Here is a 19,318-nt window from a genome sequence, read left to right as displayed (position 1 = left end):
TTTGATACAGTTCTATTCTAATAGATTCTAGCCTTCTTGTATTAAGCCCAATACCCTTTACGGTGGAAATAACCCCTCTTAAAAATTACATCCAGACGAACGTCGATTTTTCGGAAGCCGAACTAGATACCTTTTGTTCGTACTTTACTCAAAAAACCGTCTCAAAGAAGGATTTCTTATTGAAACAAGGAAACATCTGCCGATTCGAAGGTTTCGTCATCAAAGGATGTTTTAGACTTTTCAGTCTTGACAAAGAAGGCAGAGAAAACGTATTGTATTTTGCCATAAAAAACTGGTGGGTGACTGATATAGATAGTTTCACCAATCAAAAACCCGCACACTTATCTATTCAAGCATTAGAAGACAGCGAAATACTTCTAATCAATAAAACAAACAAAGACAGACTCTATACCGAACTACCAAAAGTTGAGCAGCTATTTCGAATCATGACACAAAAGACACTTGTCTCGCTACAGAGAAGACTGATTCGAAATCACAGCGACAGTGCTCAAGAACGATACGACCACTTCGTCACCACTTACCCTGAAATAAATCAAAAAATAACTGACCGACAGGTGGCCGCTTATTTAGGCATCACTCACGAGTTTGTAAGTAAAATCAGAAACAAAAGAATGCAGAAAAAAATAGAGTAAGATCCTTTGTTGAACTTGTTCAACATTTTGAATGATCGATTGACTGTCCTTTGCTGAAAACAAATATTCAAACACATGAAACATTTTTTTTCATCAGTCATTCTCACAATTCTAACTTTATTGAACATGAACGCACAAGGACAAGACTTCAGAACTATTGACGCAGGAAAACTTAAACTAGAAGTATTCAATGCCTCTGAAAACAGTTTTGGTGTAGCATCCGTGATCGTTTCTGGCAAAACTGAAGCAATATTGATCGATGCACAGTTTACACTAGCAGATGCAGAAGTAGTAGCCACACGCATCAAAGAATCTGGTAAAAAGCTAACTAACATTTATATAAGCCATGGAGATCCAGACTTCTACTTTGGACTAGAAGTATTCAAAAAATATTTCCCTAAAGTTACTGTTTACGCTACCCCTGCTACCATAGACCATATTAAAGCAACTGCTCAAAAGAAACTAGATGTATGGGGTGGTCGATTAGGTGATGCTTTAACGTCAAATGCTATTCTACCTCAAGTAATCAAGGATAACTTTTTCGAAGTAGACGGTGAAAAACTAGAAATAGTGGGACTAGAAGAATACCCTTCACGCACATTTGTATGGATACCTTCGATCAAAGCAGCCATAGGAGGAATAAATGTTTTCGGAAATACATTCAACCTTTGGATGGCGGATTCTCAAACCACAGAATCTCGTGACAATTGGATCTCAATACTGAATTCGATTTCAGATTTAAACCCTAAGATCGTCGTACCTGCACATGCTGCTTCCACAGCCGCTTTTGACATGACTTCTGTGAATCACACCAAGACATATATAGAGTTCTATGAAGAGGCCCTTAAAACCAACAAAACTTCTGTAGACCTTGTAAAAGCTATAAAAGCAAAATACCCAGATCTTACATTTGAAGTAGGCCTACAGCTCAGTGCTAAGGTCACTACTGGAGAAATGAAGTGGTAAAAACATGATTATCAAAAATCAAAAGTATATCCTGCCTATGATTGCTATAATGCTATTGGCAGGATGTACTCAAAACCAAACTCAAATGACAAACCTAGAAATCATAAAGAGTACCTATGAAGGTAAAAACTCAGAGGAGAATGGCAAAAACCTCCAAAAGCACTTATCTGAAAACGTCAAATGGACAGAAGCGGCAGGTTTCCCATATGCGGGTACCTATACTGGATTTGAACAAATCGCAGAGAATGTATTTAGTAGACTAGGTTCCGAATGGATAGACTATAAGTTCATTCCCGAAGACTACGTAGCCTCTGATGATAAAGTGGTGGCTTATGGAACCTACACTGGTATTTTCAAAAAAACAAACAAGCCATTTACAGCTCGAGTAGCTCATGTGTGGAAGCTTGAGCAAAGTAAAATTATCAGCTTTGAACAGTTTGTGGATAGTAAAGTAGTAGTAGACTCTATGAGCGAAGACTAAAAAATTTTCTCTTACCAAGATAGTACGTAACACACTGAATACCAACATAAAGGTATCTTCGAGCAAGACTCAGAGATACCTTTTTTATTTAAATCTTAATTTTTTTTCATTTCTCTTTTAATGAATCTAGGACTTGTGCGTCAGTAGGGTATAAATCATTTTTCAAATCAAACTTTTTCAAAATGAAACCTTTACATTTATTACCAATCATCGCACTATTTGCAGCATACACTACATTCGCTCAAACATCACCATGTGATCAACTGATCAAAAAATATGCTGACCAAGAAGGAGTCACAGTAGTCAACCTCTCCGGCAACTTCCTCAATAGCTTTATCGATGATGAAGACAATCAAAACACCAAACTTACTTCTATCAAAATCCTATCTATAGACGACGAAGCTCTCAACAAAAAGCTAAACTTCTTCGAAGAGGTCATTCCTAAGTTGAACAAAGAAGACTACAAGAAAGCCATGGATGTCAAAAGTGATGGAGAAGAGTTTGTTATCTTGTTCAAAGAAAAAAAGAATCGGATCACCGAAGCCATTATAGTCTCTGGAGGGAAAGAAAACACTTTGATTCAGCTCACAGGAAGTCTATCTATGGATGAGGTAAAAATAGCTTCCTCTTCTTTTTCAAAATCTTAGAATAGCTAAACACTAAAAGCATTATCTCTGAACAAAACTGAATTTAAAAAAGAAGTCTACCGCTAACACTAAGTGTTACCTGGTAAACTTTATCACATAAACCAGTTTTCATTGGTTAATTAAAAATTCAGCGACTGTACATATAAGAAATCCCAATACAACCAGCTAATTTGAAGATTTCTAATTATAAGTATCAAGAAAGAGAAAATGATAAAATATAGAGCTGCTAGTTTAAGCGATGTTTCAAACCTACTGGTTTTAGAACAAGAGATTATTGAAGCCGAAAGGCCATTCAACCCTACCATTAAAAATGAAAAAACTCATTACTACGATTTAGAACAACTTATTTCCGATAAGAATACTTATTTAATTGTAGCAGAAGAAAGTAATCGTTTAGTGGGAACCGGATACGCTCAAATTAGAAAATCAGTGGAAGCATTTAAACACTCTTATCACTCCTATTTAGGGTTTATGTATGTTATTCCTGAATACAGAGGACAAGGCATTAACAAAAACATTATCAATGAATTGTTGAATTGGAGTAAAGACCGTGATGTTTTTGATTTCTACTTAGAAGTTTATTCTGAAAATGAAGCTGCTATTAAAGCCTATCAAAAAGCAGGTTTTAATACATCGTTTATTTCGATGAAACTTAATTTGAATCAATAAAAGTCTTAAATAAACAAGGACTCCAAAACACCATCTCAATATGAACAAAGCTGAATTTAAAAAAGAAGTCCTACCGCTCAGCGACAAGATGTATAGGCTAGCGCATAGGCTTCTTTTTGACAGCGAAGCTTCTAGAGATTGCGTACAGGAGAGCTTGATCAAGATCTGGGAAGCAAGAGCCAAACTGGAAAAAGTAGACAACTTGCCAGGATATATACTGCGAATAGTAAGAAATACCGCTCTGGACAAACTTCGAAAAGAGAAACGAATCCAAGAACTAGACGCCGAACCTCCAGACTATATCACTGACTCTAACTACGAGCATGAAGAAGGAAATTCATTGATTTTGCAGATCACAGAGCGACTTCCTGATCAACAAAAGATGATCTTTACACTAAGAGATATAGAAGGGTTTACTTATGATGAAATAGCCAGTTCACTGGACCTTTCCGTCAACAATGTGAGAGTAAACCTGTCAATCGCTAGAAAGAAAATAAGAGAGGAAATGACTAAAATCTATAATTATGGACTCAGATAAGTTAGACGAAATATTAGAACGGTATTACAACGGAACATCTACTGATGAAGATGAAGAGGTGCTAAAGGTACATTTCCAAAGCTCCTCTGAGGACAACGTAGATCAACGTCTTTTTCAGCAGCTATCCGAGGTAAACAGTCCTGTACCAGATGATCTCTTTGACGAGATGGATCAAGTCATAGAGTCAGAATGGGAGAAAGAAAACAAACTAAAATTTAAGTCAATATATCTATGGGCTAGTTCCATAGCAGCAGTATTAATAGTAGCGCTGGGTATTATGTTCTATCCTCAAGAAGACCCTACCCTATTAGCTGACACTTATCAAGATCCAGAAGTTGCATACTTGGAAACTCAAAAAGTTCTACTTTTAATCTCGAGTACGATGAAATCGAACTCTCAAAATCTAAAGTATCTGTCATCCATAGATCAATCTCTGAGTCATTGTTCAAAAATCTCTAAAATCAATTCAACAATTAACACCATCAAAAGTGAAAACGATTAAGATATTCATATTAAGCTGTCTGTTTGCATTGCAAGCCAGTGCACAAGACTCTCCAGTAGACCAATTGTTCAATAAATACTCTGACAAAGATGGATTTACCTCCGTCTATATTTCCAAGTACATGTTTGGACTATTTTCCAACTCCGATTCGGAGGACAAAGACGAAGACGATATGTCCAATGTGCTTTCAGGATTAGAATCCATCAGAATCCTTACTGTAGAGGACAAAGAAATCAACAACAGCATCAATCTCTATGATGAGATCATTAAGGATATTTCTCTATCAGAATACGAACAGCTCATGGTCGTCAAAGAAAAAGGACAAGATATCCGAATGATGGTCAGGAAGGAACAAGGTAAAATTGTCGACTTTCTAATGATAGGTGGCGGATCTGACAACTTCCTCATCAGTATCAATGGCAACCTCGACCTCGATGCCATTTCCAAACTATCCGATACTATGGACATCGATGGACTAGAAAATGTCGAAAAACTGAAGGAGTAAGAGAACAAAGTTTAACCTAACCTAACCCCGACCTAACCTCTCTAAAACCTCCTTCTTCTTTCTTAATAACTTAAGCAACCAATTTCAAACACACCTACCTAGTTACAATCTGAAAATCAATCACAGCCCCATGAATTGTACTAAATACAGAACATTTTAAAATCTAACTAGACGAATTTGAATTTTGTCTAGAGAGAATGTTAATCTGGAAAGGCTAAAAGTTTATTTCATTAATATAAATTATAATATTTTAATATAGAATGTAAATTTGTTTATACTGTATTATAATTTTACTATACAAAATTTAACTTTTCCAAGACAGCATATAAACAAGCACACTCATGACTGCTTCCATACAACCCCACAACTAGCCATTTGAAATCATGAACGACCAAAATCAATGTTAAAAGACAAATCTGATCTGATATTAGCGGCCTCTGTTATCACTTCAATAATTCTGTCTGGATCTAACCGTACCGTGTAGTCTTCAGCTACGAAACTGTAAATAATTTTTCTCTCTCTGTTCAAAACAAATGTTGCTGGCATCGGTAGCTCATAGTCCTCGTTTCCATTGTGCTTATCTACATGTAGACCAAAAGAATGATAGAGTTCACTTAAGTCTTCGGGCATCTGAAATACCAAACCAAGGGACTTAGCATATAGATTATCTATATCACTCAACACACTAAAGCTTAACTCATTCTTCTCAGTAGTAGTCAAAGAGTTGTCAGGTGTCTCTGGAGAAATAGCTATCAGATCTGCATTTAGTTCTCTCAACTTCGGTAAAACACCTTGTAAAGCTCTAAGCTCTAAATTACAATATGGACACCACCCTCCTCTGTAAAATGAAACAACTAAAAAGTCGTCTTGAAAATCGGTAAGAGATACTTGTTCGTTTTTCTGATTGGACAGCTTGAATTCTGGCAGAGTCTTACCTTTTTGAATGACATGATCAATCAACGAAGACTCTTTAAGCTCTTGTGTGCTTCTCTCCATTATTGCCCATTTTTCTGCGGGGATTTTCTTCTCATTATTCGACTTCAAATCGGCAAGGGACTTCGACAGTTTCATATGCAATACATTTAGTAGTTAACCCTTACAAAAATGAATCACATCACCACTTCAGAAAATGGAAAAAATATCTAAATGATGGAATAAATTCCCTCCTACTCCTCGACCGAATGCTGAGCTCTGAACTGAATCGGAGTAAGACCTGTATTTCTTTTGAAATACTTAATGAAATAATAAGGATCATCAAAGCCAAACTGATAAGCTATCGCCTGACTAGTATCATCAGTAGTGAGCAATTTATACTTAGCCTTTTCGATCACTTTTTGAGTAATAAAATTACAAGGTGTCTTATGCTCACTTGACTTTACTTCTTTAATCAATTTTTTCAGCGGAATATCCATCATCTCAGCGTATGTACCTGCACAATAGTTCTTTTCTATATTTTGATCTATTAGCTCTGAAAATTGCTCTACAACTGATTTTTTCTGAAGGCTATTCTTAAAATCACGAATAATTTCACTCCACAATATGTGGGTATAACTTTCTACCAAATGACTATTATTCTCTGCCTCCAATAGAGACCTGATCTTACTTTTTTTATCCTCAGGATTCTCCACATCCCTGATATCAAAATAAGATTCTACACCTGACAACCCTTCTTTGACATCAGGAAACTTCTCCAATTCGTCTTTCCCGATTTTTACCACATACCCTTCAATAAAAGGCGAAGCCGCTATGATTTCAAAAGCCTCATCAAAGAACAAGTATTTTCTCGAAGGGACAGCACCGATGTTTCCATCCTTCTCTATAGTGATCGTACCTCCGAACAAGATCAATAAATTCTTATGATCTGGGGTTATCTTCTCATTATTTTGAATTGCGTGTATCATTTAACATTGTGAAATATGAAACGTTCAATATGTCTTTACTTCTTCTTAGGCCTAAAAACCTTCATTTCCTCTTCATTAGTTTCTATGAAAGGACCATCGATCAAGTCAATGCAATATGGAATCGCTGGGAATACAGCTTCAAGACATTCTTTAATAGATTTAGGCTTACCAGGAAGGTTAACAATCAACGACTTTCCTCTTATACCAGCCGTCTGTCTAGACAAAATTGCAGTCGGTACATAGTTGAGACTGACTTGTCTCATTTGCTCCCCAAACCCCGGAAGCATCTTCTCGCATATCGCTTTAGTAGCCTCTGGAGTCACATCGCGTACAGCAGGCCCTGTACCACCAGTAGTCACTATCAAGCAGCACGACTGCTCATCAGCCATTCGTACCATTTCCCGTTCCAGTTGATCCTGCTCATCAGGAATCACCGCATACTCAGCCTCCCAATCATTCTTCAACCACAAATCCATCAAACGTTTGACTTCCTTGCCCGGTAAGTCCTCATACTCACCACGACTTGCACGATCAGAGACGTTGATTATTCCTATTCTTACTTTATCCATTGTTGATTCTCGTTCAGATCAACAAAACTATTAGAATATAGGAGAATCGATATTGATTTTTTTACTGAGAGCACAAAGCAACTTACCGTACCTGATTATTAAAGGTTAATAAAGGAAAACAAACGCATAAACTCCCCATGCAAAAACTCCCCACCCCAGCCATTTGACAAACTTCAAACTAGCACTCTTCTGCAAAACACCCCAGATCAAAATACCAATCCCATAAATAATAGATAAGCCTGTTAAAAATCCTGCCACGAACTCAAAGGCCATTTCTTTGTAAGGCATTTCTACTCCATGAGCATACCACGTTATGTAAATTGTTGGCATATGGCGGATGGAGTTAAAGTGATAGGCAATGGTTAATAACATGTTTCGATATTGGACAAACGATTTGGAAGAAGATTATGACGAAAGTGGAGAAATACTTCTTCACAAAGAGACAAAAGAGCGAATAACAGGGAAGTAGTTGCTATGGATAAAGCTATTAAAGCTAGGGGTGGTAGTTTTACCGAATCAGATTTACAAGATTTTTTATTATACAATAAAAAATTACACATAGCTGAAAATGCTTCACCACCCCGCTGTGTAAATTGTTGGCATTTTACAGATGGACTAAAAGTAATAGGTAATGATTAGTGCGGTTATGATAGGAAAAGAAAAATTTGAATACTATGAATCACATCAAGCGTGGATTTATGAGTCTTATTTTTTGACGGATGATGAATACAATAAAGTATCATTCAGGTTATTAAATAGTATAATAAGTAAAATTCAAAGTAATTCAAACTATTTAGAGACTGCTGCTCAAGCCAAGCTTTTTAGTCTTGTAAAAGAAATTGACTTCTTAAGTAAAGAAGAGCTTGAAAGTATTTTTTTCGAATATATGTTTACTGGTTTTCAATTAAGTGGAGATGGCGAGGTAATTAAGTATATTAGAAATTATTCTCTTAGTGGGAAATTATATCAAGACATTTATGGCGTTTGGGAAGTAACATTTGAGGGATTAGAAATAGTAAAAGCCGAAAGAGTTAATGGGTGATAATTTATTGCGAACTAATATCTCTACACTTTTGATCTACCAATTTGAGAATAGTAGGCATTCTAAAATCACCGTGCATGCTGATTATTTTTTCACTAGCTATTTGTAAATCAAACCCTAAGACTGTTATAAATAAAGGCTTTTTACTACCGCCCCGGAAGATAGTTTTTTTTAATTTATTTAGTGTGAAGAAATTGTTTTTAGCGACACCAATGATTGGTACTTTAGTTTTGAGTTCATTGTATAGATACCCTCCGAGTCCTATTTTTCCTTCGTCTGATAAGAATACATAACCGTCAATGACTAGGATATCCTTTAAAGGGTCAAGGTTTATTTTGTCAATAATACTCAAAAGACAAGGGAGTTCCCTTTTGTAGAAAGCACCACTTTCATAGTCATTGACTTCACTAATAGTATCTGTGAGTTCAAATGCAGGTTCAGGAGAATACCAATCTTCAATGCCTACTACAGCAGTTTTGGCGCAATCTTCTCGATAGAATGTATCAAAGCAATAGATCAAGAAAGACTATATTGATTTAAGTTTAACTTTAGTAATTATAGCATCGAGCGCGAATAGTATGTGTTCTTGTCATACTACTGCATGGCAGCAAAGCAGTTTTACAAGGCATAAAATTATAAAAACTAAGATTATATCACTATGAATAAGCTTACTTGGTTTTGGTATTTCTGATGACCAGATCGATAGCAACTTACCGTACCTGATTATGTAAAGGTTAATAAAGGAAAACAAACGCATAAACTCCCCATGCAAAAACTCCCCACCCCAGCCATTTGATAAACCTCAAACTAGCACTCTTCTGCAAAACACTCCAGATCAAAATACCAATCCCATAAATAATAGATAAGCCTGTTAAAAATCCTGCCACGAACTCAAAGGCCATTTCTTTGTAAGGCATTTCTACTCCATGAGCATACCCATGAAAGATGGCAAATACAGATGCCAGAATATAAACAAGAGCGTGCTTCAACTTTTTATCATATCCTACCACTAGGCCTGAAACAATTACAGATACACCTATAGCATACTCAATATAAGATATGTAGGAAGATTGAAATCCAATAATAGTTCCGAGAAACATCGATACGACTAAAACAAAAAGAACATTCCAAGAAATGTCATTCTGATTACCTAGAAAAGCAAAGCATAAAAAGGTCAAAAGGTGATCCAAACCGAATACAGGGTGCAAAAGACCAGAATGAAAACTCCCTGCCACAGTGACATCATGTCCCATTGCGGTAAGTGGAAGCATAAGAGCAATTAGTACAATAGTTGGTTTCATGATCAGGATATATTAGAGTTGGGCAGTTAGTGCTGGTTGATAAGGCAAATCATTGATATCAAAAGGAATCGAATCCAAGCAAACGGTCATACTATGATTCATAATGTATAGCGAATCATTTTTTGTAACAAACTTATAGTTTACCCCTTTGTACCTTAAAATCTCATGAACAAAATAATAAGCATCAGTCCCCTTAGGATTGCAATAAAAGAAAACTCGTTCACTGCGGTCAATAGGAACTTTGATCCCAATGAAGGAAAAATGACCTACCTCGGTATTATCCCCTGAGTGAGAAGATCCATATCCTCTGACTATGCATTCACCGTGATAGTCAATGTAATCTTTTCTATTTTCAAATGAAGACTTGGGGACTATTCCTTTACATAACCTAGCCAATTCTGAGACCTGCTCGGTTGTAAACCCTTCTTCGGTATCTAGTCTAAACTTTTCACCTTGGTAGTAATAATCAATTTTAGAAGAGACAAAAAATGTAGATATATATGAAAGTAGTCCAATTGTAACCAAGAGGCCAATGGCTTTAAGGATGTTCTTATTCATTTCGGGAATCAGTTAATAATCAAATGAAAATCACTATTCTAAATCTAACGAATAAGTCAAACAGTTTCAATGATCTTTAATATTGACTCCTTTAGTTTTAGTATACCCCCTAAAATGTAAAGCGTCCATCTAGCAAGCTGGAAACAGCTTATCAGATGGACGCTTTTAATCTTAATAACTCATTTAGTTAATCACATGACTCCCGGAAGGTCTAATTTATAGTCATGAGCATCTGGTATATTCTTACTCTTATATGATTTAGTACCACTACCCCACTTTTCCCAATCCACTTCGACCCGCTCGTCGAAGATAATATTGGTGAGTTTTTCTCTCATCGCCTCAGTGATAGCCTTATACTTTTTATCAAAAGCTAGATTATTGGTTTCCTTAGGGTCATTGACCATATCATACAACGCTGGATCAATCTGATCCAAGTTCGCTTTTCTAGCCCAGTCCAAATTCTCTTGATTCTTTTTCCAAGGCCTAGTTTGCATTGAAAAGACAAACTCTTTCGTCCTGATAAATGCTCTAGGTCCGGTAGCCGCATGACTTTCACCAATGATATAATCACGAATAGGTGCTTTTCCAGCTGCTACTTCCGCCATATCCATTCCATCTAGATAGGCGAACTGTTTGCTTTTCAAATTAGCACCACCATCAGCTAGTATAGTAGGCGCAATATCTACGAACTCAGTATAGTCTTTGACTACTTTTCCCGGAGGAAATTTCTTTTTATCAGACGATACGATCACTATCGGATTGTGCGTATCTACATCCCAAGGAGTACACTTTGAGACTGCTCCTTTATCGTTCAGTTTCCAACCATGATCACCATTCACATAGACAATAGTCCAAGGCTGATTACGATCTTCACTGTATTTGATAAACGCCTCTGTCGACTTTCCTATCAAATCGTCACCATAGGCACAGAATGCATAGTAATCCTGAACCATCTTCTGCTTTTCCTCATCTGAGAAATGATCCGTTTCAGCCTGTTTTCTATAACCTTGAATTTGCCTTGGCATAAGTTCAAGTTCCTTCTCATCAAACTCAGGCACATCGTATTTATACTTTTGGAATCGATCTCTATAGCTCTTTGGAGGAATCACTGGTGTGTGTGGAAAATCATATCCCAAGTGTACGAAGAGTGGCTTATCAGCCTCCAGACCATTTACTGTTTGCGAACCGACTTTAAACTTAGGATCAGTATTGTTGAGATAATCAATTAATACTTTATTGTAATAACCATCTCTAGTTTTGCCAGCAGGCTGAGAACTAACACCGGCTAGAATCATTCCCTTATCCAAATGTTTCCCTTTCTTTTCGTTGTAGATACGTAGAAGGTCGTATTTCTTAAGCACTTCCTCACTCATACCTGCAAACTCAGGTTTTTGTCTTTCCAGCTCTGTAGAGTTGTATTCAAATGTTCCATCAGGAGACACAAAGAATACTAGGTTTTTGATAGGCTTTTCTAGCTTTTCTCCTTCAAATGTTCTGAACCAATCCTTACCCCAATCAGTCATACCATCCTTTGCCATCTGCTTGAAACTAACATCATTTTGATAAATAGGATGTGCCTTAGTTTTTCCTTCGGCTGTAATAGTCTTGATTCGTACTCCTAGTTTACCCACGTGAAAAGTTTGATACCCTAAATCAGCCATTTGCTCTGGAAGCGTCGGCTTGCAATGATCAAGATTGTTGTTGTGATATTCGAAGGCATATACGCCCGTTCTGAAAGGATATCGTCCATAATGCATCGCTGCTCTAGATGGTGCACATACCGCCGAGTGGCAATATGAGTTGACAAATGTAGTTCCCATCTCTGTCAGCTTGTCGATATTGGGTGATTCGACATAACCCAATTCACTCATCTCACGACCGTGTAGCATCTTGTTGAATGCTCTTACTGCATCATACCTGTGATCATCCGTCACGATCCACAGGATGTTTGGTTGTTGTTTATTTTGTTTGGCTAGGGCTCCATCCTTAAATAGGAATAGTCCTAGACATACCAGAATAAATAATCTCATATGTTTCATTTCTACTTCGTTTTCTTTTTATTCTTTGGTCTTCTGCTAAAAACCTTTTCCAAAGAACCTACTTTTTAATATTTATCATGAGAACATAGTATCTCTGATCAAGGGTGGATTTTACTACTATTTTAGATACCGATTAAGGCATCACTGTAACTATAGTGTAATCCGAAAACCTACCATCCGTCGTAGTTGCCCAGATCTTAGTTTGCCCCTTGCTGACTGGAATCACTTCTCCTTTATCATTAACTTTTGCAATAGCATCGTTGGCAGACTTCCATAGAACAGACTTTTCACTGTATTGAGGGCTCACAAAATCGGCATGCAATTGCTTTGATTCCTTATTAGTGAACTTGATAGATCGTTGTCTTATATCGACTACCTGTACCTTACCTCCATTCTCTAATTCACCTCTATAAAATCCTGTACCCTTAGTAGCTATCCACATTTTGCTTGGGTCTAGAATATCGAACTTTACATCTTCGATCACCTGAGGCAAAATGATGTCCTTATTACATTTTGACCATGTTTCGCCTCTGTCTCGACTGATATAGACGCCTGGATTTTTCTTACCGTATCTATTGCCTAGTACAATCATATTATGATCAAATGGAGAAACATCAATTACATCTACTCCCGCATAGCCGAATACTTTTGTCCAATTTTTTCCAAAGTCGTCTGAGTACCACACTCCGGCACCACCTCCTCTGTAACCTGTGGTAATATACATTCGGTTGGTATGATCAAAGTATACAAATTGTACACCCTTCACCTGATCCGGTGTATTTACTCTTGTCCAAGACTCGCCTCGATTAGAGGAATGAAATAAACCTCCCTCAGCCGTTGGACCATGGTACGCGAAATTGCTATACTCTGCCGCGATGAATAGCGATTGGCAAGAATTATCTCTTGGATCAAATTGCACGTCATTGACCCGAACTGGAGATGGTAGACCTACATTACTAGCTTGAAAAGTCTTTCCACCATCTTCTGATCTGAAGAAACCACCTTCTTTCAACCTTTTCTTATTGACAATTCTTGTGACCCCATGGTACATGTATTGATTATTGATTGGGTCTATAGTCAGTCCATTAGTATAAAAATCATCAAGCCAAGTTTTGGATGCTGGAGTAGCTACGCCATGAATCTTCCAAGTTTCTCCTCCATCTGTTGACTTAAATATGTGCTCTTTATCTTTTTGTCTATTTGAGGTCAGGTAAGCAGTCTGACTATCATAGGGATCAAAAACAATGTTAGAAACTGTCTCTGGAGCAGTATTGACGTACTTGATCGCAATTCTATCATCCTGACTCTCGTCAGTTGGTATCCAAAGACAGTGCTCTGCAGCTCCCAAAAGAGTAATGCTATCTCGTTTGTCCTGCGTGATAGTTAAAGCACACATATTGCTATTACCATGACCTATTATCGAACCTGACGCACTATAGTCTTCGTCACATTGCTTCCAGCTCTTACCAGCATTGGTACTCAGAAAAGTGTTATGACCATTTAACATCATTACACTACCATCTGCCCCAACATCAAAACCTCTGTTAGCTCTAATCGGATAAATACCTCCCCACTGTATCGGGTGATGTTCGTGGCCTGCCTCCATATTTTCATGCCAAGGGTTACCTCTAGATTCCCAGTAATCCTTATCATTTTCCCAAACATGAGTAAATAATCTCGCTGTGTTGGTCCATCTATTGCCATTGTCCTCAGTCACCCAAAGTCTCCCTGGCACAATCGACTTCTTTTGATGTGGGTCATCGAACCCTATATAGACTCTACCTTTCATACTTGGGTCAGTACTCAATGAGTTGAAATACTGCAATGCATCAGTTGGTAATTCTGGGTATAGTTTTTTGGCTTCGGCTGGTTTGATACCAAACCACCTACTGATGAATCCATAATAGCTCTTAGGTACTCCACCTGATAATTGATTAATATCCAATCCCAGATTACCGTTAATTTTCTTCCATGACTTGCCTTCATTACTACTTGTATAAACACCTCCAATACATTTGGTTGTTTTACTATCCGGTAAATATTGAATCTGATCAATGAGATAAAGGATAAAATCACCACTTGAAGCATCATAATAATAGTCCATATCCATTATCACATTGCTATTGAAGGATTTAGCACCGATCTGTTTCCAGCTTTTGCCTCCATTGTCAGACTTATAGAGCCCATATGTAGAAGCTGCAAAGACTTGCTTTGAGTTTTTGGGATGAACAATGATTCTGCCAATTTGGGCTTTTTCGTGTATCCCTGAGTTGATCAACTCCCAACTTTTACCTGCATCGGTTGTTTTCCAAAGCTTACCTTCTCCTTCAGTTTCTTTGCCATGAGGATTGGCTGCATTGGCGCTTTTCATAGTAGACATCCAGTCCATTCCACGAACATGGCCTCCGCCAGCAACAAACCATGTATCGGATTGGTTAGGGTCAATGGCTACAGCCGCTACTTTCTTTCTCCAGCTATCCTTATCCGATCCATCTTTATCCTTTTTATACCAAGGACAATTCAAGACTAATTGAAAACTACGTGCCGTATCTCTCGAAACCCAAAGCTCAGAAGTCGAGATTGAAATAGCTGTCTTAGGGTCATTTAGACACCATTCTACATCCAGCATACGCCCAAATCGACCATCTCCATCATAATCGACAGTACTATACCATCTACTACCATTATTATCACTTTGGTAATGGTTCCACATATCTTGTGATAGTGCCACCTTACCTGGTATAGTAGGATGGTAACGAATGAAATTGGCATATCCTGCATTACCTGGGGATACCTGAGTCGTCCAAATAACTGTATTATCAGACTCAACTCTTTCTGACTGTAATTTTTTAAAAAACGCCTCTTGCGCTTGTGTTTCTACCATGCCTGTCACCAATAGTGCTAGACAAATTGTTAGTCTTTTTATCATCTTACTTCTTAACTTACCTCACTTCGTACCGATAAAATCTCTCCTTTCGGAGTCTCATCCATCGCAAATAACAACTGTATACTCAAAAGGAAACTCCATCATCATGTACATTATATGTACCAGATTGATCAATAGTCTGGCTAATAAGAAACAAGTCAAGATACAAACAAGTCTAGGTAGAGCATTTTTATATTATAGCCCTCAAATCAAAAAGAGAATACAGTATAGAAGGTTTCCCTATACCGTATTCCCTTACTCTGTAGTATCTTACTTTTTAGGTCTGATGATCAACTTATGATTGAAAACTTTTACGATTTGGCGGAATTCTCATCTTTTCAAGTCTTTGCTAAAGTCAAACTTCTGAAGCACTGCACTACTTATATAGCCTCCACTATTTGAAAACTTAACTTCAACTGTATTTTGTGCAGAGTTATTATCAATCAATTCATATGGAACTGGAATCTCCAATACTCCAAAAAATCTCTTTCTGGCACTTTGGTCATACCCTCGCCAATCAGTAGGTATATCAATCATAGTACCATTGAAAGTCACTTCAGGATAAACAAACGACTCTCCTTCTGAAGGGTGTTCTCTACCAATTCCAAGGCGTAATACCAGTTCTCCATATTTAGCTTTTTTCAAATCTGCTGTCTTGAAATTGAATGTATTGGTTTTGCCCGCTTCTATTTTCTTTAAATAGGTGTCTGCATATATTTTTGTTTCTTCCGAAGCTTCATCGATGCTCACCTCTTTTTGGAAAGTATACTCCAAAATCATTGTTGCACATTTTGAAACTTCTACCTGAGCGGTATTGACATCTAATTCTATTTCTTCTAGTGTCGGTAAACCGTTGACTTCATATAGGTGCTTAGCTTTGATGCTTTTTACCTTGTTGTTACCTCCATCTATTAGATTCAAATCAAGAGTTTGATTGCTCTGTTCGATATTGTTCAAGATTAAATACATCTTTTTCCCATCTATATATGCATCTACCTGTATATCTATATCTGAAGCCTTTGTATCTACTCTAGTACCTTTCACATCACTCCATAGCTGATAGAACTTAACTAACTCTGTAAATACCCATTCGTTTCCTGTCTCTCCTTCGAGTTCGTACTTCTGTCTGAACAATCTATATGGATATCTAGCACCACTTTCTTTCTTCCACCAGCCTGCTTTCAACAGCATGAATGGAATCGTTTTTTCCATTTGATCTGGCCTTTCCATTAACTGCATCATGATGGTAGAAAATGATCTAAGGTTCTCCCATTGAAACTCCTTGGTAAACTCCGTAATCTCCTCTCTTTGCCAGAAATAACCGTATTCAGAAATCACAAACGGTTTCACTTCACCTATTTTGATCATGCTATAGCTTTCGATAATATCCAACATGGCCTCCATATTACTACCAGATCTGTAGTAGTTTTCTTTCCCATCTTTGGCCATACCGTCGTAGATGTGCAAAGAGTAAAAGTCCATTTCTTTACCCGCTACATCTATGAACCTTTTCCAGTTGTTATTCCAATGATTGAAATTAGAGTTGTTGGCTGAGTATTCAGGATATGCAGCAGTATAACCACCTACTTTCACTTCAGGATTCAACTTCTTGACTCTTTTGGCTACTGCTACATGAAACTCTGAAATCGCTTGTCTAGTTGTTCCATATTTTCCCGATTTTACAAAAGGCTCGTTGATGACTTCAAGGTATTGAGGTCTTGGTTCTCCTTCTCCTCCATAAGCTTGTTTGAAGAATTGAGCATAAAACTCAGCTGCTGCTTCATTATTAGCTAAAGTCCAAGGCTTGACTCCCTTGTAGGTGGGTAGCGGCTTTCCTGTTGGATAATTATTGAACTGACCTCCAATCATCATACCTCCGGTTCTGGCTAAAAGATCAGGATTTACTGATTTAGAAGCATATTTCTTTTTTTGAGCTTTCCCTACTGATTTGATATCAACGACATTGGGCCAACCTTCTTTTTTAGGGTCTTCGCTGATCCTTCTGATATATCCTGGCAGCGTTCCATTCTCACGTCCTAAATACACATCATAGTTAGTCAAGAAAGTATCTCTAGCTACCGTATTTGGCCATTCACCATTGTTCAATCCGGCGTGCATCACAATGAATTTTTTACGGTCAAACTTAGACTCTCCACCTACAATATGTTTGACATTGAGATTGACATCTACTAATACTTGAGCAGTCGTATTACAAAGGCTCATTACAGTGATTAATAAAAGAATTAGTGTAAAGTGTTTCATAGTCATTACTTCGTTGATTTGAGATTGCTTTAGGTTACTTCGTATCGTTTAGCAGTGATTTCAGTTTCTGAATAGAGACAGAAAAAGGCTCATTGCGCTGACAATGAATAGCTTCATAATCCACATAGAGAGTTGGACAGCTTGCGTATTGTTTTTTGAGCTTTCGCCATTCTGCCCATTTAGCCTCATAGGTATCTAGAATTAATTTAGCTTCTTCTTTATCAAAGGGGTTACCTATTTCCATCTCAGCAAACATGATCTGAGTTCGGAAAATTAACTCTATCAGTTCATATTTAATGCGTCCATATGTCGTAGAGACTCTAACAAACTCTTCATCTTCTTTATTTGGCATGGAAATGCTATTCGCTATTTCCTCCATTTTGTACCAAGTCTTCAGGTTTTCCTTTTTCTCTATCAATACCGTATCTGCAATTCCTTTTCGCACATAGATAGACATGTCTTGCGCTGAAAAGAAATGATCACGTATCCACCAAGGCTGCATGTATTGTAGACTTGTAGCTTGACCTTTAAATACCGCATCCACTGATAGCATACATAGCTCTCGTAGTTTACTTATATTTTCAGGCGTCATATTTAGCACTGAAGTGGCATATTCATTGAAGAGTTCTTGTTCGGTCTTCTCCGGTTTTAGAGCAAATTCTCGGATTATGTTTTCATTCAAATCCATCCAGAATTCATTACCAAAGTATGGTCCATACCAGCCATCTCCCCAAGTCCATGTCCAGATACCTTTGACTTGTTCCGCATCGTATAAATCTCTCAACCCTTTCTTCTGTTCCATCTCTGGCCAGCCTTCTGTGACTCCTTTACCTATGTAGTATGGATGAGCGTTTCTACCATACATACCTGCTTGATTGATCGATACTTCTACAATCTGTTGGTGATCACCGATACCAATTGTTTTGTTGAAAGGAAGATCTCTCAAGAAATCTCCATTCACATGCTTGATCGAAAAATATAAGTTTGGGTGGGGTTCTACTGCATTGGTAATTTCCAAATACACATCAGGTCTTAGATGAAACTTCTTCTTGATTTTGCCCCAGTCCCACGTTCTATAGAACAGTTTTTTATCTCTTTTGACACACACTTCTTCTCTTAGCAAGTTGAGAATCTCAATATGGTCTTTAGGAGATCTAACAGGCCTATCTCCTACATGAAAAGGTGTATCGTGTAAATAAGTCTCACCAAATCTGATAGTCAACCCTCCGAGTTCTGGATACTTTTTGAATATTTCAGCTATCTGAGCTTTTAAAAGCTCTTTGGTTCTCTCTTTTTGAATGGATATATATCCATCCTTTTTCATCTCTTCACCATACTTCTCCATCACAGATTTTGGTAGTACCAACACATCCGTAAATGGGTACATAGGCATATCTGCACGTTTGGCATTTTCAAGCATGATTCTGATGTCAGCTGCTTTTCTATCGATCCAATGTCTCTCAGAGGAGCCATAAGGAACCAAAGCTTCTTCATAGTCATCGTAGGTAACTGCACACTGGATTTCAAATTTCGGAACTTGTCCATTGTAACCTAGTTCTTTGATGTATGATGGTTCAGTATATTTAGTGTTGAACCTAGGTTCACCTGGATTATGGTGAACCATGTTAAAAAGAATTGGGTATCGGCTATCTAGCTTATTGCTATCTTCACGATCTGTCTTACATCCAAGCACTAGAATCGCAATAACAGCTACTAAAGGAAATATTTTCATTTTATTCATTTCTTTCAATTCAATTAA

General features: G+C 37.5%; 20 protein-coding genes. 9 read left to right on the top strand and 11 right to left on the bottom strand.

Annotation, left to right across the window (positions count from 1 at the left end; translation table 11 throughout):
* Nucleotides 1-62 precede the first annotated feature (62 nt).
* The 8 genes from DKG80_RS00805 (at nt 63) to DKG80_RS00770 (ending at nt 4,961) form a co-directional block, all read left to right on the top strand.
* Nucleotides 63-653, top strand: coding sequence for a Crp/Fnr family transcriptional regulator (locus DKG80_RS00805; RefSeq protein ID WP_221409025.1), 591 nt, complete (start codon nt 63-65; stop codon nt 651-653).
* A 126-nt stretch (nt 654-779) separates the two neighbouring features.
* On the top strand, nt 780-1,619 hold the full coding sequence (locus tag DKG80_RS00800) for an MBL fold metallo-hydrolase (RefSeq protein ID WP_221409024.1): 840 nt from the start codon (nt 780-782) through the stop codon (nt 1,617-1,619).
* 4 nt (nt 1,620-1,623) lie between these two features.
* Entirely contained in the window at nt 1,624-2,100 is a 477-nt protein-coding gene (locus tag DKG80_RS00795) for a nuclear transport factor 2 family protein (protein WP_221409023.1), read from the top strand.
* Nucleotides 2,101-2,282: 182 nt separating this feature from the next.
* The gene (locus DKG80_RS00790; RefSeq protein ID WP_109829380.1) at nt 2,283-2,747 is read left to right on the top strand and encodes a DUF4252 domain-containing protein; all 465 of its coding nucleotides are present in this window, start codon (nt 2,283-2,285) and stop codon (nt 2,745-2,747) included.
* Between the two features lie 207 nt (nt 2,748-2,954).
* Nucleotides 2,955-3,416: a GNAT family N-acetyltransferase gene (locus DKG80_RS00785; protein WP_185140151.1), complete on the top strand. Its 462-nt coding sequence runs from the start codon at nt 2,955-2,957 to the stop codon at nt 3,414-3,416.
* A gap of 40 nt (nt 3,417-3,456) precedes the next feature.
* A complete protein-coding gene (locus tag DKG80_RS00780) occupies nt 3,457-3,954 on the top strand; it encodes an RNA polymerase sigma factor (protein WP_109829379.1) in 498 nt (165 codons plus the stop codon).
* Nucleotides 3,941-4,456, top strand: a complete 516-nt coding sequence (locus DKG80_RS00775) for a hypothetical protein (protein ID WP_109829378.1) — start codon at nt 3,941-3,943, stop codon at nt 4,454-4,456. The genes DKG80_RS00780 and DKG80_RS00775 overlap by 14 nt, the downstream gene beginning before the upstream one ends.
* A complete protein-coding gene (locus DKG80_RS00770; RefSeq protein WP_162555600.1) occupies nt 4,443-4,961 on the top strand; it encodes a DUF4252 domain-containing protein in 519 nt (172 codons plus the stop codon). Before DKG80_RS00775 ends, DKG80_RS00770 begins: the two co-directional genes overlap by 14 nt.
* Before the next feature lie 381 nt (nt 4,962-5,342).
* Here DKG80_RS00770 and DKG80_RS00765 read toward each other — a convergent pair whose 3' ends face one another.
* From DKG80_RS00765 to DKG80_RS00750, 4 genes are all read right to left on the bottom strand, one after another.
* Nucleotides 5,343-6,032, bottom strand: a complete 690-nt coding sequence (locus DKG80_RS00765) for a peroxiredoxin-like family protein (RefSeq protein WP_109829376.1) — start codon at nt 6,030-6,032, stop codon at nt 5,343-5,345.
* Between the two features lie 95 nt (nt 6,033-6,127).
* Nucleotides 6,128-6,862: a helix-turn-helix domain-containing protein gene (locus DKG80_RS00760; RefSeq protein WP_109829375.1), complete on the bottom strand. Its 735-nt coding sequence runs from the start codon at nt 6,860-6,862 to the stop codon at nt 6,128-6,130.
* Nucleotides 6,863-6,897: 35 nt separating this feature from the next.
* Entirely contained in the window at nt 6,898-7,431 is a 534-nt protein-coding gene (gene mog, locus DKG80_RS00755) for a molybdopterin adenylyltransferase (RefSeq protein WP_109829374.1), read from the bottom strand.
* A gap of 105 nt (nt 7,432-7,536) precedes the next feature.
* Nucleotides 7,537-7,761, bottom strand: coding sequence for a HupE/UreJ family protein (locus tag DKG80_RS00750; protein WP_162555599.1), 225 nt, complete (start codon nt 7,759-7,761; stop codon nt 7,537-7,539).
* Between the two features lie 301 nt (nt 7,762-8,062).
* Between DKG80_RS00750 and DKG80_RS00745 the strand changes: the two genes are divergently transcribed.
* Nucleotides 8,063-8,473: a hypothetical protein gene (locus tag DKG80_RS00745; RefSeq protein WP_109829372.1), complete on the top strand. Its 411-nt coding sequence runs from the start codon at nt 8,063-8,065 to the stop codon at nt 8,471-8,473.
* A gap of 4 nt (nt 8,474-8,477) precedes the next feature.
* Here DKG80_RS00745 and DKG80_RS00740 read toward each other — a convergent pair whose 3' ends face one another.
* The 7 genes from DKG80_RS00740 to DKG80_RS00710 form a co-directional block, all read right to left on the bottom strand.
* Nucleotides 8,478-8,993, bottom strand: coding sequence for an endonuclease V (locus DKG80_RS00740; protein WP_109829371.1), 516 nt, complete (start codon nt 8,991-8,993; stop codon nt 8,478-8,480).
* 214 nt (nt 8,994-9,207) lie between these two features.
* Nucleotides 9,208-9,774, bottom strand: a complete 567-nt coding sequence (locus DKG80_RS00735; protein ID WP_109829370.1) for a HupE/UreJ family protein — start codon at nt 9,772-9,774, stop codon at nt 9,208-9,210.
* A gap of 12 nt (nt 9,775-9,786) precedes the next feature.
* On the bottom strand, nt 9,787-10,332 hold the full coding sequence (locus tag DKG80_RS00730) for a hypothetical protein (protein ID WP_109829369.1): 546 nt from the start codon (nt 10,330-10,332) through the stop codon (nt 9,787-9,789).
* A gap of 191 nt (nt 10,333-10,523) precedes the next feature.
* On the bottom strand, nt 10,524-12,362 hold the full coding sequence (locus DKG80_RS00725) for a sulfatase-like hydrolase/transferase (protein ID WP_221409022.1): 1,839 nt from the start codon (nt 12,360-12,362) through the stop codon (nt 10,524-10,526).
* Between the two features lie 142 nt (nt 12,363-12,504).
* Nucleotides 12,505-15,300: a VPS10 domain-containing protein gene (locus DKG80_RS00720; protein WP_109829367.1), complete on the bottom strand. Its 2,796-nt coding sequence runs from the start codon at nt 15,298-15,300 to the stop codon at nt 12,505-12,507.
* A 327-nt stretch (nt 15,301-15,627) separates the two neighbouring features.
* A complete protein-coding gene (locus tag DKG80_RS00715) occupies nt 15,628-17,559 on the bottom strand; it encodes a hypothetical protein (RefSeq protein ID WP_221409021.1) in 1,932 nt (643 codons plus the stop codon).
* Nucleotides 17,560-17,593: 34 nt separating this feature from the next.
* Nucleotides 17,594-19,300, bottom strand: coding sequence for a hypothetical protein (locus tag DKG80_RS00710; RefSeq protein ID WP_221409020.1), 1,707 nt, complete (start codon nt 19,298-19,300; stop codon nt 17,594-17,596).
* Between the last annotated feature and the right edge of the window lie 18 nt (nt 19,301-19,318).

The organism is Reichenbachiella versicolor (assembly GCF_003171675.1).
Classification (GTDB): Bacteria; Bacteroidota; Bacteroidia; order Cytophagales; family Cyclobacteriaceae; genus Reichenbachiella; species Reichenbachiella versicolor.
This window is presented reverse-complemented; position numbering and strand designations above follow the sequence as displayed.

Bases quoted from the DNA above. Each gene is read 5' to 3' on its own strand.
- DKG80_RS00765 (WP_109829376.1), bottom strand. From the start codon at position 6,032: ATGAAACTGTCGAAGTCCCTTGCCGATTTGAAGTCGAATAATGAGAAG.
- DKG80_RS00725 (WP_221409022.1), bottom strand. From the start codon at position 12,362: ATGAGATTATTTATTCTGGTATGTCTAGGACTATTCCTATTTAAGGAT.
- DKG80_RS00710 (WP_221409020.1), bottom strand. From the start codon at position 19,300: ATGAATAAAATGAAAATATTTCCTTTAGTAGCTGTTATTGCGATTCTA.
- DKG80_RS00800 (WP_221409024.1), top strand. From the start codon at position 780: ATGAACGCACAAGGACAAGACTTCAGAACTATTGACGCAGGAAAACTT.
- DKG80_RS00795 (WP_221409023.1), top strand. From the start codon at position 1,624: ATGATTATCAAAAATCAAAAGTATATCCTGCCTATGATTGCTATAATG.
- DKG80_RS00775 (WP_109829378.1), top strand. From the start codon at position 3,941: ATGGACTCAGATAAGTTAGACGAAATATTAGAACGGTATTACAACGGA.
- DKG80_RS00735 (WP_109829370.1), bottom strand. From the start codon at position 9,774: ATGAAACCAACTATTGTACTAATTGCTCTTATGCTTCCACTTACCGCA.
- DKG80_RS00750 (WP_162555599.1), bottom strand. From the start codon at position 7,761: ATGCCAACAATTTACATAACGTGGTATGCTCATGGAGTAGAAATGCCT.
- DKG80_RS00790 (WP_109829380.1), top strand. From the start codon at position 2,283: ATGAAACCTTTACATTTATTACCAATCATCGCACTATTTGCAGCATAC.
- DKG80_RS00785 (WP_185140151.1), top strand. From the start codon at position 2,955: ATGATAAAATATAGAGCTGCTAGTTTAAGCGATGTTTCAAACCTACTG.
- DKG80_RS00780 (WP_109829379.1), top strand. From the start codon at position 3,457: ATGAACAAAGCTGAATTTAAAAAAGAAGTCCTACCGCTCAGCGACAAG.
- DKG80_RS00715 (WP_221409021.1), bottom strand. From the start codon at position 17,559: ATGAAACACTTTACACTAATTCTTTTATTAATCACTGTAATGAGCCTT.
- mog (WP_109829374.1), bottom strand. From the start codon at position 7,431: ATGGATAAAGTAAGAATAGGAATAATCAACGTCTCTGATCGTGCAAGT.
- DKG80_RS00730 (WP_109829369.1), bottom strand. From the start codon at position 10,332: ATGAATAAGAACATCCTTAAAGCCATTGGCCTCTTGGTTACAATTGGA.
- DKG80_RS00745 (WP_109829372.1), top strand. From the start codon at position 8,063: ATGATTAGTGCGGTTATGATAGGAAAAGAAAAATTTGAATACTATGAA.
- DKG80_RS00720 (WP_109829367.1), bottom strand. From the start codon at position 15,300: ATGATAAAAAGACTAACAATTTGTCTAGCACTATTGGTGACAGGCATG.
- DKG80_RS00760 (WP_109829375.1), bottom strand. From the start codon at position 6,862: ATGATACACGCAATTCAAAATAATGAGAAGATAACCCCAGATCATAAG.